This is a genomic window from Streptomyces tateyamensis (assembly GCF_003205575.1).
Lineage (GTDB): Bacteria > Actinomycetota > Actinomycetes > Streptomycetales > Streptomycetaceae > Kitasatospora > Kitasatospora tateyamensis.
In genome coordinates, this window is the sequence record NZ_PYBW01000043.1 from 93643 (window position 1) to 118900 (window position 25258).

Here is a 25258-nt window from a genome sequence, read left to right on the forward strand (position 1 = left end):
ATGGATAGTCCATACTGATGCCGGCAAGGTGATACAGATCAACATCGCCCGGGAGGCAGATCCATGGTTGAGCGCCCCACCGAGAGGTTGACCACCCAGCAGGTCGCCGACCTGCTCGGCGTCAAGGTGGAGACCGTGTACGCCTACGCCAGCCGCGGTCAACTCAGCAGCGAACGGCTCCCCGGCGGCAAGGGCAGCACCTTCGACGCGGCGGAGGTGGCTGAGCTCGCCGCCCGCGGCCGGCGCCCGCCCCGCCAGTCCCCGCACGAGCCGGTCACCGTACGCACCGCGCTGACCCTGATCGAGGACGGCCGGCTCTACTTCCGGGGCACGGACGCCATCCGGCTGGCCCGCGAGCACGGTTTCGAGGCCGCCGTCGGCTGGCTCTGGGGCCTGGGCACCACGCCCGGGGTGGCGCTGCGCTCCCCCGCCGGGCTGGCCCCGCTGCTGGCCCGCACCGCCGAGTCACTGCCGCCGCGGACCAGGCTCACCGACCGGCTCCGCATCGCGGTCGCGGTGGCCGGCACCGCCGACCCGAGCCGCTTCGACCTGCGCGAGGAGAGCGTCCGCGCCTCCGGTGCCGCGCTGATCGGCACCATGGTCGAGGCGCTGCCCCGCCGCACGCCCGAGGGGGCCGAGTACCCGCAGACCACGCTGGCCGCCCGCCTGTGGGGCCGGCTCGCCCCCGATATCCCCAGCCCCGCGGCACTGCGCTGCCTGGACCTGGCCTTGGTGCTGATGATGGACCACGACCTCGCGGTCTCCACCGTCGCCGCCCGGGTCGCCGCCTCGGCCCGGGCCCACCCGTACGCGGTGGTCTCGGCCGGCCTGGGTGCGCTGGACGGCCCGCTGCACGGCGCCATCGGCTCGCTGGCCCACGCCCTGCTGATCGACGTGATCAACTCCGGCAACGCCACCGACGTCGTCTCGTTCCACCACCGCACCGGCCGCGACATCCCCGGCCTGGGCGCGCGGATGTACCCGAACGGCGACCCGCGGGCCGCCGAACTGCTCAGCGCGATGCGGGAGTTGCCGCTGGCCGCCGAGGTGCTCGTCGCGCTCGAGGCGGTGGTGGACGCCGCTTCCGGCCCGGGAACCCGGCAGTACCCGAGCATCGACCTGGCACTGGCCGCCTTCGCACTCGCCACCGGCATGCCGGGCGAGGCCGGTGAGGTCATCGTCGCCGTCGCCCGCACGGCCGGCTGGCTGGCGCACGCGATGGAGGAGTACCAGGAGGAGCCCCTGCGGATGCGGGCCCGCGGCGTGTACACGGGGCCGCGCCCGGCGGCGGACTGAGGCGCGGGCAGGGGCCGGCGAGTCAGCACAGCGCCGCATGCACGCGGACGGGTCAGGTACGCGAACAGATCCCGGTGCATACGAGGACCACAGGCCGGCCCGGGCCCGGGCCCGGGCCAGGCCGCGTCAGCCGTGATCCGTGCTCACCGGCTGAAGCCCGTGCGGCATGTGCCAGCCCTCGGCGAGTCGCGACGGGTGGAGGTTGGCCCCGCCGCCGAAGAACTCGCAGAACTTCATGATCAGCGGGTCCCAGCCCAGCGGGTCCACGTAGTGCGTCCCGGGGATGACCAGCTTCTCCTCGACGTGGGCGCGCAGGACCTCCACCTCGAAGGCGGTGGCGCGCGGGTGGGGGGCACCGAACGGATGGGCCGAGACGACCCGGCATTCCAGCTGGACCGGGCATTCCGCGACCCGGGGCGCCCGGACCAGTTCCGAGGCCTGTTCGGTCAGCTGTGCGGCTGTGAACTTGTCCGGCTCGTACCGGTAGCCCTGGCTCGCCTTGGTGGCCGACACGGTCGGCTTTCCGGTGGTGAGCGCGATCCGGTCGACGGCGTCGACCATCGCCGACGAGGGCAGGTTGAGGACGCACTCGCCTTCCCGCAGCAGGTTCGCGGTGGTCTGGGCGCTGTTGCCGAGACCGAGCATGCAGGACTGGCCCAGCCACCAGGCCGAGGACATCGGCGCCAGGTTCGCCGTGCCGTCCTCGTTGAGCGAGCTGATCAGCACCACCGGAGTGCCGAAGTAGAGGACCTTGAGCCCGGGGACGACGTGCATGGGGTGTGCCTTTCACGAAGAGCCGAACGGACCGGCCCGCGATCAGGAACCCGGGCCGTCCCTGACTCTCCCCTGGGCGAACCGGCGCCGCTGGCGGGAATCGGACCTCGCGCTTGCCATTGCGCCCTGTCACCAAGTCACTTGTCAGACCGATTCATGGTGTGACGGCGCTTCCTCGACGCCCACCTGTTGGGCCGCCGCTCGTAGCTTCCGTCCCGAACGCGCCGGGCCCGGCAACAGCCGCACGACACGGCACGGCACGGCCGGTCAGCACCGGCGATGCCACCATGCCAACCCCTGGTCGGCCGAGGGCTCGTGATGCGTTCGCCGGAGCAGTACGGCGTCCAGGCGCTCGACCCGCACCCGCAGTTCCCCGGCCGCCCTGGGCGGAAGCCCGAACAGCGCCTCCTGCAGCTTGTCCCGGGCCCAACCCTCCCCGCAGCACGGGCAGGTGAACTCGGCTTCCGAATGCCGCCACCGCCGGCTGGTGCCATGGACGCGCACGGACCACACGCTCAGCGCCACCGCGACAAGGCCCGGAGCCAGTCGCTCCCGTTCGACCACCCGGACGGCGGCGTTCGCCGCTCCCGACAGGCCCGGGACATCGCGGTACCGCACCCACGGTCGTCCCCAGCCGCACGTTCGCGGGCGGAGTGAAGCTGGTGTTCTACGAGGCACGGCCCCTTCGGGTGCCCGTCCGGATGCAGGTCATGGACGGCATCCTGCCACGCGCCGAGATCCACCGACCGGCGCGCACCGGGGCACGGGGCCAGCCGCCCCGCACCCCGGGCGCCCCGCACCCCGGGCGCCCCGCGCCCCGCGCCCCTCACGACTCGCGCAGGCTCAGCACCAGCTCGCGCGGCAACCCGTGCGTGTCGTGCAGGTAGTTCAGCTCCTCCTCCGTCAACTGCCGGCCCTGGTAACGCGGCCGCGACAGCACCTGCCGGCCGCGCCGCAGTAGTCGGCCGAACCCGCGCTCCTCCTCCAGCAGCACCTGCCGGACGAGCCCCGGGTCCACGTCCTGGCCGAAGCGGTCCAGGGTGTGCCGGACCAGCTCCTGCGGCAGGTCGCCGAGGCTCCGCCCCGGCTCGTCCTGCCACAGCACCGTGAGCACCCGCCGCACCAGCCGGCGCAGCACGTACCCGCGGCCGGTGTTGCCGGGGCGCACGCCGTCGCCGATCACCACGACGGAGGAGCGCAGGTGGTCGCTGACCAGCCGCAGCGACGGTTCGTCCAGCGGCCACAGCGGCGGCAGCAGGCGGCGCCAGGGGTCGAAGACGTCGCAGTCGAAGACGGAACGGCGGCCCTGCAGCAGGGTGGTCAGCCGCTCCAGTCCCAGGCCGGTGTCGACGTTGCGCTGCGGCAGCGGTACCAGCGAGCCGTCCTCCAGGCGCCGGTGACGCATCATCACGTGGTTCCACACCTCCACCCAGCGGTCGTCCCCGGTGGGCGTCGACTCGGGCGGGGTGTCGCCGGTCCACAAAAAGATCTCCGAGTCGGGGCCGCACGGGCCGGTCGGCCCGTTGGACCACCAGTTGTCCTCGACGGTGAGTTCGACGGGGACTCCGTGCCGCTGCCACAGCTCCAGGGACCGCGTGTCCGGGCCGCACTGCTCGTCGCCGCCGAAGACGGTCACGTGCAGCAGGCCCGGGTCGATCCCGAAGCCCTCGGTGAGCAGCCCGTAGCCCCAGTCGAGGCTCTGCGGGCCCTCGTAGTCGCCGAGCGACCAGCTGCCCAGCATCTCGAAGACGGTCAGGTGGGTGAGGTCGCCGACCTCCTCCAGGTCCGTGGTGCGCAGGCAGCGCTGCACGTTGACCAGGCGCCGGCCGAGCGGGTGCTCGCGGCCCTCCAGGTACGGCGTGAGCGGGTGCATGCCGGAGGTGGTGAACAGCACCGGGTCGCCGGGCGGCGGCAGCAGGGCCGAGCCGGTGATCCGGCGGTGTCCCCGGTCCTGGTAGTACTCGACGAACGTGCGCTTGACCAGTTCGGAATTCACGGGAGGCTCCTTCGCGGATGTGCGAGCGGGAGGCACCGGAGAACGGATCAGCACGGACTCGGGACCGGAACGGGAGTACCCGTGGACCCACCGGCGGACCGTTTTCCGGTTGCCGGTGGGAGGTGAGGGAACGTCAGGCGGCGGCAACCGGCGAGTTGGTCGCTCGCGCGGTCGCGGTGGTGGTTCGGCCAGTGACGTTCATGCCGGCCAGGTTAGCCCGTTCCGCACGGCCGGGGCGATCGGATTTCCGCTCAATCGGGCGCGTTCGGCGGGCAGCCCGCACCCCGTATGCTTACGCGAAAGACTTCACAAATCAGCACGGAGGAATGCAGTGGCAGGCGCGAAGCAGGGCGACTGGGTGATGGCCGCGGCAGATCAGGTTATCGCCGAGGGCAAAAACCGTCCCGCCGGTGCGCCGCTCGTCTGCGCCTCCGGGATCAGCCCCTCCGGCCCGGTGCACCTGGGCAACCTGCGCGAGATCATGGTGCCGCACTTCGTCGCGGACGAGCTGCGCCGGCGCGGGCTGGACTGCAAGCACATCCTGTCCTGGGACGACTTCGACCGGCTGCGCAAGGTCCCGGCCGGGGTGCCGGAGTCCTTCGCCGAGTACATCGGCCGGCCGCTGACCTCGGTGCCGGACCCGTGCGGGGAGCACGAGAACTGGGCCGAGCACTTCAAGGTGCCGTTCCGGGCCGCGCTGGCCGAGCTCGGCGTCGAGGTCACCGAGATCAGCCAGACCGAGATGTACCGGGCCGGCGCCTACACCGAGCAGATCCTGCACGCGATGCGCCATCGCGGACAGATCGACGCGATCCTCGGCCGCTACCGGACGGCGAAGACCGCGCAGGCGGGCCAGGCCGCCGGCCAGGCGGCCGGTCAGCCGGAGGACCCGGAGGCGGCGGACTCGGTCGCGAACGACACCGAGGACGAGACCACGGCCTCGGGCTACTACCCGTACAAGCCGTACTGCGGCGCGTGCGACCGGGACTTCACCACGGTCACGGAGTTCGACGAGGAGAGCGCGCGGATCTCCTACACCTGCCAGTGCGGCCACGCCGACACCGACGTGATCGGCGTCAGCGGTCGCGGCAAGCTGGTCTGGAAGGTCGACTGGCCGATGCGCTGGGCCTTCGAAGGGGTCACCTTCGAGGCGGGCGGCGTGGACCACTCCTCCCCCGGCTCCAGCTTCACCGTCGGCTCCCAGCTGGTCCGCGAGGTCTTCGACGGCCGGCCGCCGTCCTATCTCGGCTACTCCTTCGTGGGCACCAGCGGAACCGCCAAGATGAGCGGCTCGGCCGGCGGCGCGCCGACCCCGGGTGACGCGCTGCAGATCCTGGAGGCCCCGCTGGTCCGCTGGCTGTACGTGCGCCGCAAGCCGAACCAGTCCTTCTCCATCGCCTTCGACCAGGAGGTGGGCCGGCTCTACGACGAGTGGGACGCGGTCACCCGCCGCCTGGCGGACGGCGGCGGCGAGCAGCTGGAGCAGGCGGTCCGGGCGCGCGCGCTGGGGACGGCCGAGCGGACCCTGCCGGTGACCAGCCGCACCGTCCCGTTCCGCATGCTGGCCTCCGCCGTGGACATCACCACCGGGGACGAGCAGCAGATCCTGCGGATCCTGAACGACATGTCGGAGAGCTCCTCGCTCACCTCCCTGGACGAGGTGCGCCCGCGCCTGGACCGGGTGCAGGCCTGGGTGGCGAAGCTGCCGGCCGAGGACCGCACCCAGGTCCGCACGGCTCCCGACCGCGAGCGGCTGGCGCAGCTCAGTGCCGACGAGCGGGCGGCGCTCAAGCTGCTGCTGGACGGCCTGGACGAGCACTGGTCGCTGGACGGCCTGACTTCGCTGGTCTACGGCGTGCCGAAGCTCCAGGCGGGCCTGCCGCTGGACGCCCCGGCCAGCCCGGAGCTGAAGCTGGCTCAGCGCACGCTCTTCTCGCTGCTCTACGAGCTGCTGGTGGGCCGGGACACCGGTCCGCGCCTGCCCACCCTGCTGCTGGCCCTCGGCGCCGACCGGATCCGCTCGCTGCTGACGCTCTGACAGCATCTCGCGAACGTGGCTGGGGCCGNNNCGGCCCCAGCCACGTTCGCGTACCGGCCGACAGTGGCGCGGGGAATCCTTCGGGAATGGCGACCCGCGGGAATTCGGAAATGGGGTGCCGGAAAGCCAGCTATTCAGCGCGGACGGAGTTCCGCGCGAGTCCGCGGGCGGCAGGCCCGAAGGGCGCCACGCCGGGCACGCTTCCGCCGCACCGCAAGCGACGGTCACGGAACCGGCGAGCCGTTCAGTCCTCCTCGACACCCTGGCGGACCCGCCGGGAGGGCTGGAACGCGTAAAGGTCCAACACGCCCGGCGGATCCGCCAGGCCTGGGCCGCCGGCGGCGACCCAGGCGGTGATGTCGCGGGCCGCGTCCACGTCGTTGACCAGGCCGAGCCAGACCGGGCGCCCGCCGGCCCGCCGACCCTCGGCCGAGGGCTGAACCACCATCACATTGGCCTGCTCGCAGGCGTCCAGGCAGTCGGTGGGGCGCACGTTCGCCACCCCGGCGAGGGATTCGCGCAGGTCGACGAGCTGCGCGCGGTGGTCCACGCCCGGGACCTTGGCGGTGCCGCAGCAGCAGCCGCGGCAGACCGTGACGGTGCAACGGGCCGGTGCCCCCTGCGCGGGCACGGCGTCGGCCTTCTTCCCTCGGCGGCTCACCGGTGCCCCTCCGCCCGCGCCTTGGTCCACGCGGTCTCCCGCAGCAGCCGTAGGCCGTTGAGGCCGACCAGGACGGTCGATCCCTCGTGGCCGAGCACGCCGAACGGCAGCGGCAGGGTGGCGACCAGGTCCCAGACCACCAGGGCCGAGATGAACACCGCGGCGATCGCCAGGTTCTGCACCACCAGCGAGCGGGCTCGCCGGGAGAGCGCCACCACGGCCGGGACGGTGGCGAGTTCGTCGCGGACCACGACGGCGTCGGCGGTCTCCAGTGCGAGGTCGGAGCCGGCCCGGCCCATCGCGACACCGGTGTGGGCGGCGGCCAGCGCGGGGGCGTCGTTCACGCCGTCGCCGATCACCAGCACCTTGTGCCCGGCCGCCTCCTGCTCCCGGACGGCGCGGACCTTGTCCTGCGGCAGCAGTGCGGCCCGTACGTCCGTGATGCCGACCTCGGCGGCCAGTTGCGCCGCGGCACGGGGGTTGTCACCGGTGAGCAGCATCGGAGCGGCGCCGGTCAGCGCGCTGAGGGCGGTGACGGTGGCGGCGGCGTCGGGGCGCACCCGGTCGGCCACGCCGAGCACCCCGATGGGGACGCCGTCGAGCGCCACCAGCACGGCGGAGCGGCCGGCCTGCTCCAGCTCGGCCACCGCCGCCGCTGCCGCTGCCGACTGCCGGCCAACCAGCAGTCGGGCCGGCGCACCGACTGCCACCGTCCGGCCGCCGACGGTCGCGGTCACTCCGACACCGGGGGTCGCGGCGAAGTCGCGGGCGGGGGCAATGGTCAGCCCGCGGGTGCGGGCCGCGTCGACCACGGCCCGGGCCAGCGGGTGCTCGCTGGGGTGCTCGGCGGCCGCCGCCAGCGCGAGCAGCTCCCCCTCGGTCACGCCGGAGCCGGTCAGCGGGCGCAGCTCGGTCAGCTGCGGGATCCCCTCCGTCAGGGTGCCGGTCTTGTCGAGCGCGACCGCGTCGACCTGGCCGAGCCGCTCCATCACGACGGCGGACTTCACCAGGACGCCGTGGCGCCCGGCGTTGGCGATCGCGGACAGCAGCGGCGGCATGGTGGCCAGCACCACGGCGCACGGAGAGGCGACGATCATGAACGTCATCGCGCGCAGCAGCGAGCCGGTGAAGGCCGCGCCGAGCGCGAGCGGCACGGCGAAGACGGCCAGGGTGGCCAGCACCATGCCGATCGAGTACCGCTGCTCGACCTTCTCGATGAACAACTGGGTGGGGGCCTTGGTCTGCGCGGCCTCCTCGACCATCGCCACGATTCGGGCGATCACCGAGTCGGCGGCGTCCCGCCCGACCCGGACCCGCAGTGCACCGGTGCCGTTCAGGGTGCCGGCGAACACCTCGTCACCAGCCGCCTTGGTCACGGGCAGTGGCTCGCCGGTGATGCCGGCCTGGTCCACCTCGCTCGCGCCGTCCAGCACCTGGCCGTCCGCGCCGATCCGCTCGCCGGGCCGCACCAGCACGGTGTCTCCGACGGCGAGCGCCTCGGTGGGGACCGTCTCCTCGGTGCCGTCGGCCGCCAGCCTGGTCGCGGTGCTCGGGGCCAGGTCCAGCAGGCCGCGCACCGAGTCGGCGGTGCGGGCGGTGGCGATCGCCTCCAGCGCGCCGGAGGTGGCGAAGATGACGATCAGCAGCGCACCGTCCGTCAACTGGCCGACCGCCGCCGCACCGAGGGCGGCCACGATCATCAGCAGGTCGACGTCGAGGGTCCGCTCACGCAGTGCCTTCAGGCCCGCCCAGGCCGGCTCCCACCCGCCGGTCAGGTAGGCGAGCGCGTACAGCGGGACCCAGGCCGCGGCCGGGGCGCCGGTCAGCTGCAGCGGCAGCGCGAGCAGGAAGAGCAGCGCCGCCATCGCGGCCCAGCGGGCCTCAGGCAGGGCGAACACCCGGGTCCGCCGCCGGGGCGCGACGCTCGCGGGAGCGGGGGCCGCCGCGGGCGCGGGGCGCTCGATCAGGGTGGGGGGCATGGCGGGAGAACCCTTCCGGGCAGGGTGGGACCAACAGCTCGTCCACCATACATGAACATATGAATGCTCTTTCATTCGTTCGTTGTAGGATGTCCCGCATGGGTCATGGAGCCGCCCCCGCCACCGCCGTCCAGCACACCCGCCTGGACCAGGCCAGCGCCGCCCGGGTGGCCAACACCTTGCAGGCCCTGGCCACCCCGTCCCGGCTGCTGATCCTCTCCCGCCTGCGCGAGGGCCCCTGCGCCGCCACCGAACTGGCCACCGAGGTCGGCCTGGAGCAGTCAGCCTGCTCCCACCAGCTCCGGCTGCTGCGCAACCTCGGCCTGGTCGTCGGCACCCGCAGGGGCCGCTCGGTGGTCTACGCCCTGTACGACAACCACGTCGCCGCCCTGCTGGACCAGGCCGTCTACCACATCGACCACCTGCGCCTGGGCCTCAGCGACACCCCCGACACCGAGGACGCGGAGGACGCCGCCGGCGGTCCCACGACCTGAGGCCGCAGCACCGCCGGGGCCGCCGCTCGCGTCCGTCGGCGTGACGAGGCCGTATCCGCACCGGCGGAGCTGCCTGGCACCGTCATCCGGGTGGGCGTTCGAGGTGCTGCAGCCCGCCGCCCAGGGAGAAGCAGAGGGCACCGGTCAGGGTCCCCCAGTTGGCGATGTCGGCGTTGATCTGGCTGCCGGTGGCGGGGCGGGTGTAGGCGGCGAGCGCCGAGACCATGAACAGGACCGAGCCGAGCTGGTTGACGGCCACGATCCACCAGCCGAGGTCGCCGCGGCGGTGGCCGCCGGACCGGACGCTGTGGCGGATCTCCACGAAGGCGAGGTGACCGGAGATCAGGAACAGCACGCAGCCCACCACGTCGGGGGCCCAGATCAGCCGGTTGACCTGCTGGACGCTCAGGCCCGCCAGGAACGAGTCCAGCAGGTTGACGCCGAACACCAGGGTGCCGGCGAAGAGCAGGAACGCGCCCAGCCAGTCGACCCGGGTCGGCTCGTAGCTCCACCAGCGCCAGCGGTGGGTGAGCAGCCGGCCCTCCCCGCCGGGGACGTGCCGGGGTGCGTTGACCTGGTCGTGGTGGTCCTGGTCGCCCAGGCGGCGCACCACCTCGCCGGGCAGCTCACCTGGCGCGGGACGGGCGAGTACGGCGCGGTGTTCGGGCTGGTCTGGATCGCCTGGCTGAACGGCAGCGCGCACCACGAGCTGCACGGGCACGAGGACGCCCGGGCCCGGGTCACCTTCCTGCTGCAGATCCTGGTCCTGGTCCCGCTCGGCGGGTCCATCCCGCAGGCCGGCGGCGAGCGGGGCACGGCCTTCGCCGTCGCGGCCGGGGTGCTGTTCGCGGTGCTGGCTGTGCTCTGGGTGCTGGCCTCGCGCGGGGACGAGCCCGGCATGCGCCGGGCCGGCCGGCCGTACGTCGTCGGCACCGCCGGGTGCGCGGTGGTCCTCGGGGTGAGTGCGCTGCTGCCCGCCGGGGCACGGGTGTGGACCTGGGGCGGCCTCGACCTCGCCTACCTGGCCGGGCTCTCCGTCCTGATCCTGCGCCAGAGGCCGGGCGCCGCCACCACGCTGGCCGTCACCGACGCGCTCATCGAGCGGTTCGGGTTGCTGATCATCATCGTCCTGGGCGAGACCGTGACCGGAGTCGTCACCGGGCTCTCGGCCGAGCCGACCGCCGCGCTCACCCTCGCGGTCGGCCTGGTCGCCGTGGTGGCCGGCTTCGGTGCCTGGTGGACCTACTTCGACTTCGTCGGCCACCGCCAACCGCGCGCCACGCCGCCCGCAACCTTGCAGTGGATGCTCGGGCACCTGCCGCTGACGGCGGCGGTGGCCGCGATGGGCGCGGCGATGGTCGGCCTGGTCGAGCACGCCCACGCGGACCGCACCGCCACCGCGACCGCCTGGGTGCTGTGCACGGGGGCCGCCCTGGTCCTGGTCAGCACGATGACGGTGGCCGGCAGCCTCACCGCCTGGCGCAGCAAGCGCGAGTTCTACCGCCCGCTCTCGCGCACCTGCGGCGCCACCGCCCTCGCCTGCCTGGGCCTGGCCGCGCTGCGCCCGGCGCCGCTGCTGCTCGGGGTGCTGCTGGTCCTGCTGCTGAGCATCCCGTGGGGCGTGGCCGTGGCCTACCTGCTGCGCCATCCCGAGCCCGAGCCGGACGCCCCCGCCGGGCTGTAGGGCGAGCGGGGCGGTCGGCGGGGTGACCACGACTCAGAACTTAGGTTAGCCTTACCTTATGACTGCTGCGCTGCTGGCCGCGAACACGGCCGGGTACACCATGCCTCCGCTCTGGCGGATCCTCACCAAGTCCGGCTACTTCCTGGGCCTGTGCGCGGCCATCGGTGCCACCGTCACGTACGCGACCACCGTCCGCCCCGCCCTGCGCGCCCGGACCGACGGGGTCGACCGCGCTGCCGCCGACGTGGCGGTGCTGCGCCAGCGGTCGGCGCGCTACCTCGCCTGGTCCGGAGTCGTCCTGCTGGTCACCGGCTATCTCCAGCTCGCCGCCCGGCTCGCCCGGGCCGGCAAGGGCATGCCGTTCGCCGACGCCCTCGCGCCGGACCGGATCTGGCACTTCCTGCGCGCCCCCGCCGCCCCGGGCGCCTGGCTCCCGCAGGGCACCGTCTACCTGGTCCAGAACGCGGTGCTGGCCCTCACCGCCGCCACCCTGACCGCCCTCTTCGCGCCGGCCGCCCGCCGGCACCTGGACACGCTCGCCCGCACCGCGCTGCCCCTGGCGCTCGCCACCACGCTGATCGCCGCCGTGCCCGCGACCAGGCCGAAGAACGCGGACAGCGTGACGGACCTGGTGCTCGATCAGGTCCACATCGTCAGCGGCACGGTGTGGCTGGGCGGCCTCGCCCTGCTGGCCGCGCTGGCCGGCACCCGAGGGCGCCTGGGCGCCGGCGCCGGCCTGCTCTGGGCCGAACTGTGGCGCCGGTTCAGCCTGGTGGCGATGGTCTGCGTCGGCGCGGTCGTACTGTCGGGCCTGTGGCTCAGCTGGCGGCACGTCGGCGCGGTCGACCAGCTCTGGACCACCGGCTACGGCGTGGTCCTGCTGGTGAAGCTGCTGCTGGTCCTCGGGCTGGTCGCGGCCGGTGCGGTCAACCAGTTCTGGCTGATGCCCCGGATCGTCCGGGCCCGTCGCGCCGACGACACGTCCTCGCTGCTGCACCTGACGCTGCGCCACTTCCCCAGGGTCGTCTGGGGCGAGGTCGCGCTCGGCGTCGGCGTGCTCGCGGTACTCCCCCTCCTCGCCGGTTCGGCCCGCAGCGAGGCGCACAGCCCGCAGGCCGCGTCCTCGGCCGCCGTCTTCTCGGCCGGCGCCGCCCTCGCGCTCGCGCTGGCCGTCTCGCTCTACGCCACGGCCAAGGCCTCCGACGCCCTGGCAGGACCCGCTACGGCCGATGCGGCGACCGCCCCGGTGCCCCTGCCGGCGCCAGCAGCAGAGCACCCGTCCCGGTCCAAGGCCTGAAGGGCACCACCCTCGGCACAGACCGACGCTCGATCATTCGTGCACACTCGCCGGGGCGAACGACTCCGCGGGCGGCACCCCGAGGAACTCCAGCACCTTCGCGTCCACGACCGCAGCACCGGCGAGGGGCAGCGCGTGGTGCCCGACCCCCGGCACCACTTCGACCCGGGCCCGGGGCAGCAGCCGGCGGGCCCGGCTCGCCCTCGCCTCGGCATCGTGCACCCGGCTGCGGCCGGCGAACAGCACCAGCACCGGCATGGCGAGCCGCGCCGGGTCGAGCGTTCGCCCCACCACCGGCCGGCCCCGGCCCCGCTGGGTCGCGCCCAGCACGTAGAGGCGCTTGAAGTCCTCGTCCAGGCCCGTCCCCGCGCTCTCCCGGTCGAGGTACGCACCCACCCGCCGCGCGGTGGGCCGCAGCAGCATCGGCAGCACGCTCAGCAGGTAGCCCGGCCGGTATCCCCCGAACACCTGGGTCGGGTCGAGCAGCGCCAGGCGCTGCACCCGCCGCGGCGCGTGCAGCGCGTACGCGGCGGCCACCCAACCGCCGTACGAGTGCCCGCACAGGGCCGCCGCCGACAGCTCCAGCCCGTCCAGTACGGCGTCCAGCCAGGCCATGAGGTCGTGCGGCGTGCGCAGCGGCCGGCCCGCACGTTCGCTGCGGCCGACGTCGCCGAGGATGTCGACCGCGTACACCCGGCACCGGGCGCCCAGCGCCGGGGCGTTGGCGAACCACGCCGTGCCGGTGGCCCCGCCGCCGGGCAGCAGCACCAGCGGCGGCCCGTCCGGCGGCCCGTAGGCGTGCACCCGGGTCGGACCGTAGGGCGTGGCCACGGTCAGCTGGGCGGTGCCGGCCGGCCAGCGGGCCAGCAGCGCGTCGTAGGCGGCGACGAAGGCTTCGGACACCACGGCTCCTCGGGAGATCGGACCAGATATTCTCTCGCTCAGCGAGATACTAGGTGAGCGAGCGGACTGCGCGTCAATGGGTACGATGCGGCAATGAGTACCGAGGAGAGTCGAACCGACCCCCGGCTGCGGCTGGTCCACCAGCTGCGCGCGGTGACCGTCGAGTTCGACCTGCTCGCCGCGGAGTTCGCCGCCCGCCACGGCCTGCACCCCACCGATCTGCGGGCCCTGATCGCCCTGCTCGATGCCGACCGCGCCGAGCGCCCCATGACCCCCGGCCGGCTCGGCGCGCAGCTGCGCCTCAACTCCGCCGGCACCACCACCCTCATCGACCGGCTGGAACGGCTCGGCCTGGTCCGCCGCGAACGGGACACCACCGACCGCCGGCGGGTCCTGCTCACCGTCGAACAGCGGGCGGTCGAGCTCGGCTGGTCGTTCTTCGGCCCCGCCATCGACACCCTGCTCGGCGCGATGGACGCCTTCGGCCCGGCCGAACTCGACACCGCCGAGCGCTTCCTCGCCGCGATGGCCACCGCCACGGCCGCCTCTCGTACCGACGCCGCCCGCCACCATCTCTGAACCGCGGGCATGGTCGGGCGGACTTCGGGCAGGCGATGAGTCAGCCCGAACACCCGATACCGAGGGAGGACGTGCGATGAGCATGGTGCAGGAACAGATCGACGTGGACGTCCCGCTGCACACCGCCTACAACCAGTGGACGCAGTTCGAGGAGTTCCCCCACTTCATGGAGGGCGTCGAGCAGGTCACCCAGCTCAGCGAGCGCCACAACCACTGGACGACCAAGGTCGCCGGCGTGACCCGCGAGTTCGACACCGAGATCGTCGACCAGCTGCCCGACGAGAGGATCGCCTGGCGCACCACCGGCGGCGAGGTGCGGCAGATGGGTGTGGTGACCTTCCACCGCCTGGACGCGGAGCACACCACGGTGCGGCTGGCCATCGACTTCGAGCCCGAGGGCGTGGCCGAGAAGGCCGCCGACGCCATGGGCATGGTCGACCGGCGCGTCAAGGGCGACCTGCGGCGCTTCAAGTCCTTCATCGAGGAACGCGGCGTCGAACAGGGCGGCTGGCGCGGCCGCATCACCCCCGGGTAAACGCAGCACTCCCGGGTAACCGCGGCAACCCCGGGTAGCGGGGTCCACCCGCCTCTGCTCCGTGCCCCCCACCGGCGTGGGGGGCACGGAGCAGAGCCGTTTGCGCCCTCAGGCCGCGGGCACCGGGCGCCGCAGCGCCTGCTCCAGGGTCTGGCACACCGTCAGGACGGTGTCCGCACCGGTGACCTCCAGGACCCGCCGCACCCGCTCGCTGGGCGCCGCCACCACCAGCTCGGTCCGGCCGGCCCGAGCGCGTTGGTGGGCCGCGAGCAAGGTGTTCAGGGCGCTGCTGGTGAACAGGGCCACCGCCGACAGGTCGACCGCCACCACGCGCGTCCCCCTGGCCTGGTCGAGGGCCTCGTCCAGGATCTGGCGCACCAGCTGCGCGTTGTCCGCGTGCAGGTCACCGGCGAACGAGCAGACCGTGCCGGCGCTGGTCCGCGCGGTCTCGACGTGCAGATCCGGCACCCACAGGAGGTGCTGGGCGTGCCGCTGCGAATGCTGGTCGAGCGCCATGGCGCGCCTCCCGGGTCCCTTCGAAGCGCCCGGCGAGCGGTGACGCCGCCGGTCTGCACCCGCCCCTACCCCGTCCGCGCCGACCCACACGAGCCGCGCTCGCGCCGGTCTACCAGGGGAGCGGCAGTTCGGCGATCACCCGGGTGCCGGTGATCGTCGTGATGACGGTGCAGCGGGTGGCGTAGGCGCTCACCAGCTGCAGGCCGCGGCCGCCGCAGCCGAGGGTGGCCGGCGCGGGTGGCTTGACCTGGGGTTCTCGCCACTGACCGTGGTCCCTGACCTCCACCGTCAGGGTGTCGGCGCCGATCCGGAGGGTCAGCACCAGGTCCGCGCTGCCGCTGTGCCGGACCACGTTGCCCGCCAGTTCGCTGACCACCAGTGCGAGCGCCTCGTCCACCTCGCGGCCCAGGCCCCAGCGGGCGGCCATCGTGCGGGCGAAGCTGCGCAGTGCGGGCACCGAGGGGCCGGTCGCCGCCACGGCGCAGCCGACGGTGGTCCGCGGGTCGGGCCGTTCCTCCGGTCGGCTGCCGCCGGCGCGGCCGATCGTGGTGGCGGAGAGGCTGGCGTACATGGCGCTCCCGGGGTGGGCGGGTGGTTTTCCCCGCTCTCCACGGTCGGCCTCGGCGGTGCCGGGAACAATGCGGGTCGCGCTTTTTGGGTGTGCGCGGATTGTGGGTGTTCGCCGGATTCGGGCGCGGCGGGCGAGCCGTCGGTGATCGACCGGTTCCGGGGCGCAGTCAGCTCGTCCGAAAGTCCCATCCGGACAGCCCGAATAGGCTGAGCTGCGGCGTCACCTTGCCTACGGAGGGATCCTTCACCGTGCCCACCCCACGCACCACCACTCGTCCCGACGGCCCGCCGCTCCCCCGCTTCGGCCTGGGCACGGCCGCCACCGGGCGGCCCGGCTACCTCACGCTCGGCCGCGAGCTCGACCTGCCGGCCGAGCGCACGGTCGAGGCGATGCGCGCCCGCACCCACGCCCTGCTGGACGCGGCGTACGCGGCGGGCGTGCGGTACTTCGATGCGGCGCGCTCCTACGGTCGCGCCGAGGAGTTCCTCGGCGAGTGGCTGGACACCCGCCCGCAGGCCGCGGCCCAGGTGCTGGTGGGCAGCAAGTGGGGCTACACCTACACCGCCGGCTGGCGCGCTTCGGGCGTGCCGGTGCACGAGGTGAAGGAGCACTCGACGGCGGTGTTCGACCGTCAGATCACCGAGACCAGGAAGCTGTTGGGCCGTCACCTGGACGTGTACCTGGTCCACTCGGTCACCCCGGACAGTCCCGCGCTGACCGACCCCGAGCTGCACGCCCGGCTGGCCGCGCTGGCGGCCGACGGGGTGCGGGTGGGTCTGTCGACCAGCGGCCCGGCCCAGGGCGAGGCCGTCCGGGCCGCGCTGGCGGTGACGGTCGACGGCGCGCCGCTGTTCACCGCCGTCCAGGCCACCTGGAACCTGTTGGAGCCCTCCGCCGCCCCCGCCCTGGCCGAGGCGCACGCGCGGGGCGCGCTGGTGGTGGTGAAGGAGGCGATGGCCAACGGCCGGCTGGCCGACCGCAATGCCACCGGCCCCGACACCGCCGCGCTGCGCGCCTTGGCCGCCCGCACCGGCGCCTCCTGCGACGCCCTCGCGCTGGCCGCGGCCGCCGCGCAGCCCTGGGCGGACCTGGTGCTCTCCGGAGCGGCCACTCCCGAGCAGCTGGCCTCGAACCTGACCGCCGCCGAACTGGACCTCACCGAGGAGCAGTTGGCCGAGCTGGCCACCCTCGCCGAGCCGGCCGCGAGCTACTGGCGGACCCGCTCCGCGCTGGCCTGGAGCTGAGCCGGCCAAGCAGCGCCGGGCGCTGGGGCAGGTCAGGCAGGTGAGTCGCGCGGCGGTGCCGGCCGGGCCGCGGGCCGGGGAGTTGTGGCGCCCGCTGCCCCTTCGGGGCTCGGTGCGGGCCGGTTCAGCGGAACCTTAGGGCTTGGTTAGGTGCCCTCCCGGGAGCCGTTCGCGGGCGCCCGGCGACCCTACGATCGCTGCTGCCGGGCCGCTGCGACGAGCGGCCCGGACCATCACCCTCGCCTGCCCTTCCGGGAATCCATGACCACGTTCTCGCTGCTCCTCGCGCAGCACACCACCGCCGCGGCCCCCATCCCGGGCTCCCCGCTCGACGCCTACGACCGCGGGATCGCCTACGACCCGGGCGTGCACCACATCGCCCGGCTGGCCGCGCTGATCGCCTACGTGCTGATGGTCGCCACCGTGGTGCTCGGCATCGTGCTGCGGATGCGCTACTTCCAGCGCCACGTCAACCGGAGCACGGTGTACGGGGCGCACATGACGCTGGCGCTGTCGGCCCTGATCTTCGGCGGCCTGCACGGCGTGACCTTCCGCTACCAGCCGGTGTGGCAGCTCAGCACCCTGGACCTGGTGCTGCCGTTCGCCGGCGGTCAGCAGCGGATCCCGGTGGGCCTCGGCGTGCTCGGCACCGAACTGGCCGTCGCCGTCGGGTGCTCGGTCTGGCTGCAACAGCGGCTCGGCTACCGCCGCTGGCTGAAGTTCCATCAGTTCGGCTATTTCGCCTACGCGTTGATCTGGCTGCACGTGTTCACCGTGCACCCCGAGCCGCGGCGCCTGAACCTGGTGGCGATCGCGGTCGCCGGCGGGGCGCTGGGCTGCCTGCTGGCCTTCCTGATCCGCGCGCTGCCGTCCCGGTCCCGGCTGCGCCACGGCCCCTTCTGATCAAGGTGTACCCGCTCCCATGACTCTCCTCACCCAGCAGTACGCGCACCCGTACCCCGACCCGGCCCCGGCCCTGGCCCCGGACCCGGCTCCTGACCCGGCGCTGCCCGAACTCGTGCCCGAGAGCGCGCCCGCGAAGGTCAGCGTGGACAACAACCGCTGCCACATCTACGGCATCTGCCAGCAGGAGGCCCCCGAGGTCTTCCGGATCTCCGAGGGCGGCTCGCTGCACTACTCCGGCAGTGTCCCGGCCGAACTGGCGGCCCGGGCCCGGCAGGCGGCCCGCTGCTGCCCGATGCAGGCCATCGCGATCACCGCCGCCCCACCCGTCGCCCCTCCTCGCCGCACACGAGCCGCCGCCCGAACCGCCACCGGCACCACCACCGGCACCGCCACCCGCACCAGCACGCCCGGCTCGCCGCACTCCCTGCGCCGCATCGTGGTCGCCGGTGCGGGCCTGGCCGGCCTGAGCGCCGCGAGCCGGCTGCGCGAGCGCGGCTTCGACGGCGAACTGGTGCTGGTCGGCGAGGAGTCGCACCGCCCGTACAGCCGCCCGCCGCTGTCCAAGCAGTTCCTCGGCGGCGAACTCGGCGGCCAGGAACTGCGGTTCCGGGCCGACGACGCGCTGGAGGCGCACTGGCTGCTCGACACCCCGTTGATCGGGCTGGACCCGCACCGCCGCGAGCTGCACCTGCGCGGCGGCGAACGGCTGCCCTACGACGGCCTGGTGCTCGCCACCGGCGTGGACGCCAGGCGGCTGCCGCAGCTGCCGGTGCTCACCGACCGGATCCGCACCGTCCGTACGCTCGCCGACGCCACCGCGATCCAGGCGGCCATACAGGCGGCCCGCGCGCGGCACGTGGTGATCCTCGGCGGCGGCTTCGTCGGCTGCGAACTCGCCTGCACCGCAAGGGACCAGGGCATGGAGGTGACCCTGGTGGTGCACAGCGCCCCGCTGCTGCGCCGGGTGCTGGGCAGCCGGCTCGGCGAACTGGTGGGCCGGATCCAGGCCAGGGCGGGCGTCGACGTCCGGCTGAACACCCGGATCAGCTCCTGGACCGACACCGGCTCCGGCCTGCGGCTGCGGCTGGACGACGGCGAGCAGGTGGCCGCGGACTTCGTGGTGCTGGGCCTGGGCAGCGTGCCGCGCACCGAGTGGCTGCGCGACAGCGGACTGGACGTCACCGACGGCGTGCGGTGCGACGCGAGCTGCCGGGCGCTGGACGCCTACGGGCGGCCGCTGCCCGAGGTGGTCGCAGCCGGGGACGTGGCGCGCTGGCCCAACCTCCGCTTCGACGCGGTGCCCCGTCGGGTCGAACACCTCATCCACGCAGTCGAGATGGGGCAGCACGCGGCCGACACCCTGCTGCGCGGACCGGAGCGCTCGCGGCCGTTCACCCCGGTGCCCCGGTTCTGGTCCGAGCAGCACGGCACCCGGCTGCAGGCGGTCGGGATGCCCGCGCTGGGCGAGCGGATGGAGGTGCTGGAGGGCTCGCTGCGCGCGGGCAGCTTCGTGGCCGGCTACCACCGCGAGACCGCGCGCGGGACCCAACTGGTGGCCGCGGTGGCCTTCGACATGCCGCGCCAACTGCTGGACTACCGCGACGCGGTCGGCCGCACGGGCGGCGGCTCACTGCGCCCGGCCGGCCGCCGGCGGCGCCGGTGAGCCGCCGTCGCGCCGACCGCCGCCGCCGTGGCCCGCGCTCGCGGTCCGGATCGCGCTCCCGCCCGCGCTCGCGGTCCCGGACCCGCCTGCTGGGCCGCCTGCCGGTACGCGGCAGCCTGCTGGCCGGACTGCTCAGCCTGCCCGCCCGGCTCGGCGTCCGTTGGCCGGTGATCACCTGCGTGCTGTTCGCCGCGGCCGGCCTGTACCTGCACGTGCTGCTGACCGCACCGCCGCTGCCGCCGGGCCAACCGCCGGTACCCGCCGGCAGCGGGATCCAGGCCACCGACGCGGTCCGCCCGGTCCGTTGAGGCCCCCGTTCGACCACATTCGGAAAGGTGCTCGAGGTGTTCGGCGACTCGGTTACGGTGTCCGGCATGACCTCCGTCCTCGTCGTCGAAGACGACCCCACGATCCGCTCGTCCCTGATCGAGATCCTGACGAGCCACGGTCTCCTGGTGCGCAGTTCCCCCGACGGCTTCGGTGCACTGCGCGAGGTCACCCAGTGGCAGCCGGACGCGGTCGTGCTCGACCTCGGGCTGCCCGACCTGGACGGCGCGGACGCACTGCGGATGATCCGCGGCCTTTCCCAGGTGCCGGTGGTGGTCGCCACGGCGCGCGACGACGACGCCGAAGTGATCAAGCTGCTGAACGCTGGGGCCGACGACTACCTGGTCAAGCCCTTCTCCGGCGGCCAGCTGATCGCCCGGCTCTCGGCCGTACTGCGCCGCAGCGGCCGGGCGCTGGTAGCCGACGGCAGCGAGGCCGGCCCGGGCGCGTTGAGCGGCCGGTCGGCGGGCGGTTCGGCCGGCCGGGCCGCGCCGATCCTGGTCGGTGACCTGCGGATCGACCCGGCGGCCCGCACCGTGCACCTGGCGGGCTGCGAGATCGCGCTGACCCGCCGGGAGTTCGACCTGCTGGAGTTCCTGGCCCGCAACCCGGGCCGGGTGGTCGCCAAGCGCGAACTGCTCGCCGAGGTCTGGCGGCTGCCGTACGTGGACGAGCAGACCGTCGACGTCCATCTCTCCTGCCTGCGCCGCAAGCTCGGCGAACCGGCCTCGCGGCCGCGCTACCTGCACACCGTGCGCGGTGTCGGGGTGAAGCTGGTGGCTCCGCGGTGAGAGCCACCCTGGCCATGGTCGCGCTGGTGGCGACCACGCTGGTGGCCGTCTCCTTCCTGGTGCCGCTGGCCCTGCTCCTGCGCACCCAGGTGCACACCCAGGCCGCGCTGGCCGCCGAGCAGCGCGCTGCCGCGGTGGTCCCGGTGGTCGCGCTCTCCACCGACCTGACCGAGTTGCAGCAGGCGGTCAGCCGCCCCGGTACGGCCGACCGGCTGGCCGTGCTGCTGCCGGACGGTCAGCTGATCGGCACCGAGCACACCCCCGCCGACCTGCTGAATCGCGCGCTGACCGGCCGTCAGCCGGTCTCCGGCGCGGTGGCCGGCGGTACGGAGTACCTGCAGCCGGTGGTGCTCGCCGCCGACCGGGTCGCCGTGGTCGAGGAGTTCGTGCCGCAGGCCGAGCTGGACCGCGGGCTGGCCCGGGCCTGGACGGTGATGGGCCTGCTGGCCGCGGCCCTGGTCGGCGGCTCGGTGGTGGTGGCCGACCGGCTCGGCAGCCGGGTGGTCCGGGCCTCCCGGCGGCTCTCGGAGGCCTCCTGCGCGCTGGGGGCCGGCCAGTTGGACGCCCGGGTGGAGCCGGCCGGACCGGTGGAGCTGCACGAGGCCGGTGTCGCGTTCAACCTGATGGCCGATCGGGTCAGACAGCTCCTGGCGACCGAGCGGGAGCTGGTCGCCGACCTGTCGCACCGGCTGCGCACGCCGCTGACCGCATTGCGGCTGGCGGCCGAGCGGATCGGCCCGGTGCCGGGATCGCCCCGGCTGACGGCGGCGATCGGCCAGCTGGAGACGGAGCTGGACTCCATCATCGTGACGGCCCGGGCCCCCTTGGCCGCCCGTCCGGCGGGCGCCGGAGCAGCCGACGGCGGGACGGAGGGCGACTCCTGCCTGGTGGCCGAGCTGGCCCGGCACCGGGTGGGGTTCTGGTCCGTGCTGGCCGAGCAGCAGGGGCGCACCTGCAGCTTCGAGGCCACCGACGAGCCGACCACGGTTCGGCTGCCGGAGGACGCACTGGCCGCGGTGGTCGACTCCCTGGTCGGCAACGTCTTCCGCCACACGCCCGAGGGCACCGGTTTCGCGGTGAGCGTGCGCCGCACCGCGCAGAGCGTGGTGCTGGCGGTGGCGGACGGCGGCCCCGGGATCGCCGACCCGGCCGGTGCGCTCTCCCGGGGTGTCAGCAGCGGCGGGTCCACCGGGCTCGGGCTGGACATCGCCCGCAGCGCGGCCGAGTCGACCCGGGGGCAGCTGCGGATCCTGCGCAGTGAACTGGGCGGCGCCCTGGTGGAGGTCAGCCTCGGCCTGGCAGCCGCCGAGCCGCGGCGCGGGCTGCGCCGGCGCTGGCGGCACCGGCGGCGGCGCGTGGGCCGCTGAGCGGGACCGCAGAATCCGGACGAGCAGTGTCACAGTCGATCAGAATGACGAACCGTCGCTTCCCGCACCCGCCGTCGAAGACTCCGCTGGTATGGTCCCTCTCCGGAAGGCCCGCACCTCCCGCCCCGCCCTCCGGCTCGCGCCTGTCCCAGTGCGCGAGTCCCGGAGCGGTCCGCAGAGGAGAAGTGATGTCAGAAGCGGCTGCCGCGACACCACCGGACGGCGCGGAGCCCCCCGGGCGCGGCCACGGGGCCCGCCCCCGTCCCCTGTCCGGCCGCCGGCGGCTGCTGGCCTACTCCGCCGCCGCCCTGGGCGGCGCCCTGGCCGCTGTCGCCCTCGCCGGGGTGGTGCTGGCGGCAGTCGACTCCGCCGGTACCCCCGCGCCGCCGCCGATGGACTTCCCCGCCCCGGTCCCGGCCGCCTCCGCCTCCGCCCCTGCCTCCGCCGGCACTACCACGCCGGCCCCCGCCGCCTCGGCCACCGCGTCGGACTCCCTGGCCGCCACCGACTGAGTCACCCGGACCTGGTGCGCAGGTGAGTGAAACCTTAGGCACTGCTTAGGAGTTGGCGGGAGCACTGGTGGGGCGGCCCCGGGCGCCTAGGATCACCGGTACCGGCAGGCAGCGAGATGCTCCGCACCCGCCGCCGGTCCCCCTGCGCCACCGCGCTCCCCCTTTCCCTGTGCCCGGAGGAATCCGCATGCCGCACCGCTCCCCTCGCCCCCGGGCCGATCAGCGCCGCGCCCAGCACCGTTCGCGCGGCCGCAGCCGCCGGGTGCTCGCCCTCAGCCTCGGCCTCGGCGGCACGCTGAGCGCGGCGGCGGCGCTGCTCGGCGTCTCCTTCGCGGCCACCGCACCGGCGCCGGCCCAGCCGAACCAGAACTGCACGCTGACCGTGCCGGCGAACCCGCTGTCCGCACAGGGCCTGGCCACGCCCTACCAGTTGAGCGCGACCGACCCCGCGCAGGGCCCCTGCCACGAGGCCGACCCGAACCAGTCCGCCTTCGTCCAGGCCACCGTGCTCGACCCGGCCACCGGTGCGCTGTCGGTCTACAGCCCGCTGGTGGTCGACCGCGGCACCGCGCCGGCCCTGCCGACCGTGCTGCCGACCCTGCCCGCGCATGCCGTGGTCGGCATCTGGTTCGGCTTCAACGCCGGTGTCCTCAGCCTGCGGGGCCAGACCGCCGCCGGGAGCTGCGTCGGCGGGGCCGCGCGGGGCACGCCCTTCGGCCAGTTCGCCTACTGCAACGCCCCGGCCTTCTTCGCCGCCGCCAACGCCGCCGAGCAGTCCGGCAAGCTGACCGTGCCGCCGCTGGGCACCGCCAAGGACGGCAAACCCTGCCTGACCACGCGTGACTTCGGCCTGGTCGACCAGGACCAGAGCGACAACGTCACCACCGAGTACCTGGCCACCGCCCGCGGCCGCACCGCCCAGCAGACCGCCAAGAACGCCGCCGCCCTCGGCCGCAACCGCACCATGCGCAACGGCGGCTCGGCCCTGCTCAACGGCAGCGACAACCTGCTCCTGGTCAAGTTCGAGGACCCGGCGCTCGGTTGCACCCCCTGGACGGCTCCCGACCTGGCCGACCCGGGCGCCTCGGTCACCTCACTGGCGCTCAACGAGCTCCAGGCGGCGAAGTTCCAGTCCGCACCGGTCGCGCTGGTCCCACTCAACGACCCGATGGTGACCACGAACAACAGGCCGGACCGCGACAAGGCCGACCGCTACCGCGCGGGCGTGGACCAACCCCCACTGGGCCCGGGCGCCACCGGCGATCCCAGGGCCTACTGCACCCAACTCGCCACCGTGGGCGCCCGCCGGATCCGCCTGGACCGCCGCTTCACCCTCGGCGCCCCGTCCCCGCAGGCGGGCCAGAACCTGTTCGCCTTCCTCACCCAGCGCCTGACCGCCTCCCTGACCAACCTCGGCTGCCCGGACGCAGCCCGCGCGGCAGCCTTGGCCCCGGACACCGAAACCTCGGCCACCCCGACTTCCGGCGAAGCCACCGACAGCGCCCCGACTCCCTAGGCTCTCGGGAGCAGCTCCGCCCTTGCCCATCCCGTCAGTTGGCGAGGTCCAGGTCCTGCCAGGCCCGCCCTGGCCCGCCGGCGGCCCAGGCATCGAGGAGGGTCCCGACCTCGGCCGCCGGCGCCGCGAGCGAGACCTGCTGCGTGCCGGCCCGGACACTGCGCTGCTGCTCATGGCTGCCCTCGCTGCAGCACTTGCAGAGCAGGTTGACGCTGCTCGCCGGTTCCGCACCGAACCCGCGCTCGGCGAACAGCTCGACCAGGGCTTCCAGATCTGCCGGCGCCGGGGCGGTCAGGGTGACGGTGTGCGTGGGCAGCGCGGAGGGCTCGAACAGCATGATCTCCTCGAAGACGCCGTGCCGTTGACCGTCGACGACGCGGTCACCGACAGGCGCACCGTCGTGCAGCACGACCTCACCGAACCGGCGCCCCGGGGTAACCGGGACGCTGACGACCCGCGCCCGGGTCGGACAGAGCCGCTGCACCCAGACCACCTCCTGCTCACCGGCCGTCTCCAGCCGTACGCAGGCCATGCCGAAGTTGCCGACGATCTCGCCCTCGCCGTCCGGCAGCTCGATGCCGAAACCCGACCAGGCGTCCCGGGCCGCCGGCCAGTCGCGCAGCACGGTGGCGGCGATCCCCAGGTTCCAGTACGCCGGGTCGCCCTCGCCCCGCGGCGCTCGGGCGGCGGCCTCCTTGCCGAGTTCGAACGCCTTCTCCCAGTTTCGGAGGAACTTGTGCGCCAACGCGGCGTCGAACCACCAGATCCCGCTGGGCTTCTCGTCGGGGTAGTGCCGCAGCACCTCCTCGTAGCGGTCCGCGGAGAGCTGCCACTGCTCCGCGTCCCAGGCTTCTCCGGCCTGCTCCAGCAGAGCCTTCGCCTCGTCCTTGCGCACCGACGCCACTCCCCGATCCACCGCGCCCAGGCCTGCCACCTGGGAATCCACCGCCGAAGTGTGCCACGGCCCGACCCGGGCCCCGCACCCGGCCCTGCTCCCGCACCTGGCGCCACCGTCGGGCCCGGCAGCTGCCAGGCCCGGTGCGGAATTCCCCATGAATATAAGAGTCCGACACGCGCATATCCGCCGCCCATGCCAATTCGCCGACGACTGCCGGGAATTATCGGTAAAGTAGGGAGAGAATTCCAGATATTCCCCCACCTGATGCACGTGAGGTTGCCCGCAATGAGCCTGAGCATTCGCAATCAGATCCCCGGCACCGTCACCTCGGTGACCACGGGCGAGGCCATGGCCACCGTCAAGGCCCGGCTGCAGGGCGGCCAGGTCATCACCGCTGCCGTCACGGTGGACGCCGTCAAGGACCTCGGCCTGGCCGAGGGCAGCGCCGTTCTCGCGGTGGTCAAGTCCACCGAGGTCGCCCTCGCCACCGATGCGGTGTCCGGGCTGAGCATTCGCAACCAGCTCCCCGGCACGGTCACCGAGATCGCCACCGGCAATGCGATGGCCACGGTCAAGGTCGCCGTGGCGGGTGGCGAGCTGACCGCGGCCATCACCAAGGACGCCGTCACCGACCTCGGCCTCGCGGCCGGCAGTTCGGTGGTCGCCCTGATCAAGTCGACCGAGGTCGCCCTCGCCACGGCCTGAACCGAA

24 protein-coding genes and 1 pseudogene are annotated in these 25258 nt (G+C 73.9%); 16 read left to right on the plus strand and 9 right to left on the minus strand.

The features are described 5' to 3' along the window. The first annotated feature begins 63 nt into the window (after positions 1-63). Positions 64-1296 (plus strand): citrate synthase, encoded by a 1233-nt coding sequence (locus C7C46_RS14240; protein ID WP_110669505.1) that lies wholly within the window; start codon positions 64-66, stop codon positions 1294-1296. 126 nt (positions 1297-1422) lie between these two features. Here C7C46_RS14240 and C7C46_RS14245 read toward each other — a convergent pair whose 3' ends face one another. Together C7C46_RS14245 and C7C46_RS14255 are read right to left on the minus strand one after the other, a co-directional pair. Next, positions 1423-2070 (minus strand): flavin reductase family protein, encoded by a 648-nt coding sequence (locus C7C46_RS14245; RefSeq protein ID WP_110669507.1) that lies wholly within the window; start codon positions 2068-2070, stop codon positions 1423-1425. 826 nt (positions 2071-2896) lie between these two features. After that, positions 2897-4066 carry an alanine--tRNA ligase-related protein gene (locus C7C46_RS14255; RefSeq protein ID WP_110669511.1) on the minus strand — a complete coding sequence of 390 codons (1170 nt, stop codon included), beginning with the start codon at positions 4064-4066 and terminating at the stop codon, positions 2897-2899. A gap of 361 nt (positions 4067-4427) precedes the next feature. On the opposite strand from C7C46_RS14255, the gene lysS reads away from it, so the two are divergent. After that, positions 4428-6104 carry a lysine--tRNA ligase gene (gene lysS / locus C7C46_RS14265; protein WP_220040623.1) on the plus strand — a complete coding sequence of 559 codons (1677 nt, stop codon included), beginning with the start codon at positions 4428-4430 and terminating at the stop codon, positions 6102-6104. Between the two features lie 244 nt (positions 6105-6348). Here the strand turns inward: lysS and C7C46_RS14270 are convergent, their stop codons facing one another. Both C7C46_RS14270 and C7C46_RS14275 read right to left on the minus strand, forming a co-directional pair. After that, the gene (locus C7C46_RS14270) at positions 6349-6765 is read right to left on the minus strand and encodes a (2Fe-2S) ferredoxin domain-containing protein (protein WP_110669515.1); all 417 of its coding nucleotides are present in this window, start codon (positions 6763-6765) and stop codon (positions 6349-6351) included. After that, positions 6762-8744, minus strand: coding sequence for a heavy metal translocating P-type ATPase (locus tag C7C46_RS14275; RefSeq protein ID WP_110669517.1), 1983 nt, complete (start codon positions 8742-8744; stop codon positions 6762-6764). The genes C7C46_RS14270 and C7C46_RS14275 overlap by 4 nt, the downstream gene beginning before the upstream one ends. A 98-nt stretch (positions 8745-8842) precedes the next feature. Here C7C46_RS14275 and C7C46_RS14280 point away from each other — a divergent pair, with 98 nt between their 5' ends. Then, positions 8843-9238: an ArsR/SmtB family transcription factor gene (locus C7C46_RS14280; protein WP_110669520.1), complete on the plus strand. Its 396-nt coding sequence runs from the start codon at positions 8843-8845 to the stop codon at positions 9236-9238. Between the two features lie 82 nt (positions 9239-9320). On the opposite strand, the pseudogene C7C46_RS14285 reads toward C7C46_RS14280, so the two are convergent. Beyond that, positions 9321-9812 (minus strand): annotated as a pseudogene (locus C7C46_RS14285) (hypothetical protein); the annotation flags it as partial. 9 nt (positions 9813-9821) lie between these two features. Between C7C46_RS14285 and C7C46_RS14290 the strand changes: the two are divergent. Together C7C46_RS14290 and C7C46_RS14295 are read left to right on the plus strand one after the other, a co-directional pair. Then, positions 9822-10922 (plus strand): low temperature requirement protein A, encoded by a 1101-nt coding sequence (locus C7C46_RS14290; protein ID WP_245984414.1) that lies wholly within the window; start codon positions 9822-9824, stop codon positions 10920-10922. A 58-nt stretch (positions 10923-10980) separates the two neighbouring features. Continuing rightward, positions 10981-12219: a CopD family protein gene (locus tag C7C46_RS14295; RefSeq protein WP_110669525.1), complete on the plus strand. Its 1239-nt coding sequence runs from the start codon at positions 10981-10983 to the stop codon at positions 12217-12219. 33 nt (positions 12220-12252) lie between these two features. On the opposite strand, the gene C7C46_RS14300 is transcribed toward C7C46_RS14295, so the two are convergent. Further along, on the minus strand, positions 12253-13122 hold the full coding sequence (locus C7C46_RS14300; protein WP_342775402.1) for an alpha/beta fold hydrolase: 870 nt from the start codon (positions 13120-13122) through the stop codon (positions 12253-12255). A 93-nt stretch (positions 13123-13215) separates the two neighbouring features. Between C7C46_RS14300 and C7C46_RS14305 the strand changes: the two genes are divergently transcribed. Then, positions 13216-13701: a MarR family winged helix-turn-helix transcriptional regulator gene (locus C7C46_RS14305; RefSeq protein WP_110669530.1), complete on the plus strand. Its 486-nt coding sequence runs from the start codon at positions 13216-13218 to the stop codon at positions 13699-13701. A gap of 76 nt (positions 13702-13777) precedes the next feature. Further along, the gene (locus C7C46_RS14310; protein ID WP_110669532.1) at positions 13778-14236 is read left to right on the plus strand and encodes an SRPBCC family protein; all 459 of its coding nucleotides are present in this window, start codon (positions 13778-13780) and stop codon (positions 14234-14236) included. Positions 14237-14344: 108 nt separating this feature from the next. Here C7C46_RS14310 and C7C46_RS14315 read toward each other — a convergent pair whose 3' ends face one another. Beyond that, a complete protein-coding gene (locus tag C7C46_RS14315) occupies positions 14345-14752 on the minus strand; it encodes an STAS domain-containing protein (protein ID WP_110669535.1) in 408 nt (135 codons plus the stop codon). 109 nt (positions 14753-14861) lie between these two features. Continuing rightward, complete coding sequence (locus C7C46_RS14320) at positions 14862-15323, minus strand: ATP-binding protein (RefSeq protein ID WP_110669536.1); 462 nt, start codon at positions 15321-15323, stop codon at positions 14862-14864. A 248-nt stretch (positions 15324-15571) separates the two neighbouring features. Here C7C46_RS14320 and C7C46_RS14325 point away from each other — a divergent pair, with 248 nt between their 5' ends. The 8 genes from C7C46_RS14325 to C7C46_RS14360 all read left to right on the plus strand — a co-directional run bounded on the left by C7C46_RS14325 (position 15572) and on the right by C7C46_RS14360 (position 23649). Further along, positions 15572-16567, plus strand: a complete 996-nt coding sequence (locus C7C46_RS14325; protein WP_110669539.1) for an aldo/keto reductase — start codon at positions 15572-15574, stop codon at positions 16565-16567. Between the two features lie 261 nt (positions 16568-16828). Next, on the plus strand, positions 16829-17470 hold the full coding sequence (locus C7C46_RS14330) for a ferric reductase-like transmembrane domain-containing protein (RefSeq protein WP_110669540.1): 642 nt from the start codon (positions 16829-16831) through the stop codon (positions 17468-17470). A 19-nt stretch (positions 17471-17489) separates the two neighbouring features. Continuing rightward, entirely contained in the window at positions 17490-19136 is a 1647-nt protein-coding gene (locus C7C46_RS14335; RefSeq protein WP_110669542.1) for an FAD-dependent oxidoreductase, read from the plus strand. Continuing rightward, positions 19133-19444: a hypothetical protein gene (locus C7C46_RS14340; protein ID WP_110669544.1), complete on the plus strand. Its 312-nt coding sequence runs from the start codon at positions 19133-19135 to the stop codon at positions 19442-19444. The genes C7C46_RS14335 and C7C46_RS14340 overlap by 4 nt, the downstream gene beginning before the upstream one ends. A 66-nt stretch (positions 19445-19510) precedes the next feature. Then, the gene (locus C7C46_RS14345) at positions 19511-20254 is read left to right on the plus strand and encodes a response regulator transcription factor (protein WP_110669629.1); all 744 of its coding nucleotides are present in this window, start codon (positions 19511-19513) and stop codon (positions 20252-20254) included. Continuing rightward, positions 20251-21621, plus strand: coding sequence for a sensor histidine kinase (locus C7C46_RS14350; RefSeq protein ID WP_110669546.1), 1371 nt, complete (start codon positions 20251-20253; stop codon positions 21619-21621). Before C7C46_RS14345 ends, C7C46_RS14350 begins: the two co-directional genes overlap by 4 nt. Before the next feature lie 188 nt (positions 21622-21809). Next, positions 21810-22133, plus strand: a complete 324-nt coding sequence (locus tag C7C46_RS35010) for a hypothetical protein (RefSeq protein ID WP_181442349.1) — start codon at positions 21810-21812, stop codon at positions 22131-22133. A 187-nt stretch (positions 22134-22320) separates the two neighbouring features. Beyond that, the gene (locus C7C46_RS14360; protein ID WP_220040617.1) at positions 22321-23649 is read left to right on the plus strand and encodes a hypothetical protein; all 1329 of its coding nucleotides are present in this window, start codon (positions 22321-22323) and stop codon (positions 23647-23649) included. Positions 23650-23683: 34 nt separating this feature from the next. Here the strand turns inward: C7C46_RS14360 and C7C46_RS14365 are convergent, their stop codons facing one another. Continuing rightward, the gene (locus tag C7C46_RS14365) at positions 23684-24595 is read right to left on the minus strand and encodes a tetratricopeptide repeat protein (protein WP_342775403.1); all 912 of its coding nucleotides are present in this window, start codon (positions 24593-24595) and stop codon (positions 23684-23686) included. A gap of 237 nt (positions 24596-24832) precedes the next feature. Between C7C46_RS14365 and C7C46_RS14370 the strand changes: the two genes are divergently transcribed. After that, complete coding sequence (locus C7C46_RS14370) at positions 24833-25252, plus strand: TOBE domain-containing protein (protein WP_110669547.1); 420 nt, start codon at positions 24833-24835, stop codon at positions 25250-25252. Positions 25253-25258 lie beyond the last annotated feature (6 nt).

Excerpts from the sequence above, each read along its gene's own strand:
- C7C46_RS14280 (WP_110669520.1), top strand. The coding sequence starts at position 8,843 with ATGGGTCATGGAGCCGCCCCCGCCACCGCCGTCCAGCACACCCGCCTG.
- C7C46_RS14360 (WP_220040617.1), top strand. The coding sequence starts at position 22,321 with ATGCCGCACCGCTCCCCTCGCCCCCGGGCCGATCAGCGCCGCGCCCAG.
- C7C46_RS14320 (WP_110669536.1), bottom strand. The coding sequence starts at position 15,323 with ATGTACGCCAGCCTCTCCGCCACCACGATCGGCCGCGCCGGCGGCAGC.
- C7C46_RS14315 (WP_110669535.1), bottom strand. The coding sequence starts at position 14,752 with ATGGCGCTCGACCAGCATTCGCAGCGGCACGCCCAGCACCTCCTGTGG.
- C7C46_RS14345 (WP_110669629.1), top strand. The coding sequence starts at position 19,511 with ATGACCTCCGTCCTCGTCGTCGAAGACGACCCCACGATCCGCTCGTCC.
- C7C46_RS14295 (WP_110669525.1), top strand. The coding sequence starts at position 10,981 with ATGACTGCTGCGCTGCTGGCCGCGAACACGGCCGGGTACACCATGCCT.
- C7C46_RS14335 (WP_110669542.1), top strand. The coding sequence starts at position 17,490 with ATGACTCTCCTCACCCAGCAGTACGCGCACCCGTACCCCGACCCGGCC.
- C7C46_RS14370 (WP_110669547.1), top strand. The coding sequence starts at position 24,833 with ATGAGCCTGAGCATTCGCAATCAGATCCCCGGCACCGTCACCTCGGTG.
- C7C46_RS14305 (WP_110669530.1), top strand. The coding sequence starts at position 13,216 with ATGAGTACCGAGGAGAGTCGAACCGACCCCCGGCTGCGGCTGGTCCAC.
- lysS (WP_220040623.1), top strand. The coding sequence starts at position 4,428 with ATGGCCGCGGCAGATCAGGTTATCGCCGAGGGCAAAAACCGTCCCGCC.
- C7C46_RS14245 (WP_110669507.1), bottom strand. The coding sequence starts at position 2,070 with ATGCACGTCGTCCCCGGGCTCAAGGTCCTCTACTTCGGCACTCCGGTG.
- C7C46_RS14275 (WP_110669517.1), bottom strand. The coding sequence starts at position 8,744 with ATGCCCCCCACCCTGATCGAGCGCCCCGCGCCCGCGGCGGCCCCCGCT.
- C7C46_RS14240 (WP_110669505.1), top strand. The coding sequence starts at position 64 with ATGGTTGAGCGCCCCACCGAGAGGTTGACCACCCAGCAGGTCGCCGAC.
- C7C46_RS35010 (WP_181442349.1), top strand. The coding sequence starts at position 21,810 with ATGTCAGAAGCGGCTGCCGCGACACCACCGGACGGCGCGGAGCCCCCC.
- C7C46_RS14330 (WP_110669540.1), top strand. The coding sequence starts at position 16,829 with ATGACCACGTTCTCGCTGCTCCTCGCGCAGCACACCACCGCCGCGGCC.
- C7C46_RS14310 (WP_110669532.1), top strand. The coding sequence starts at position 13,778 with ATGAGCATGGTGCAGGAACAGATCGACGTGGACGTCCCGCTGCACACC.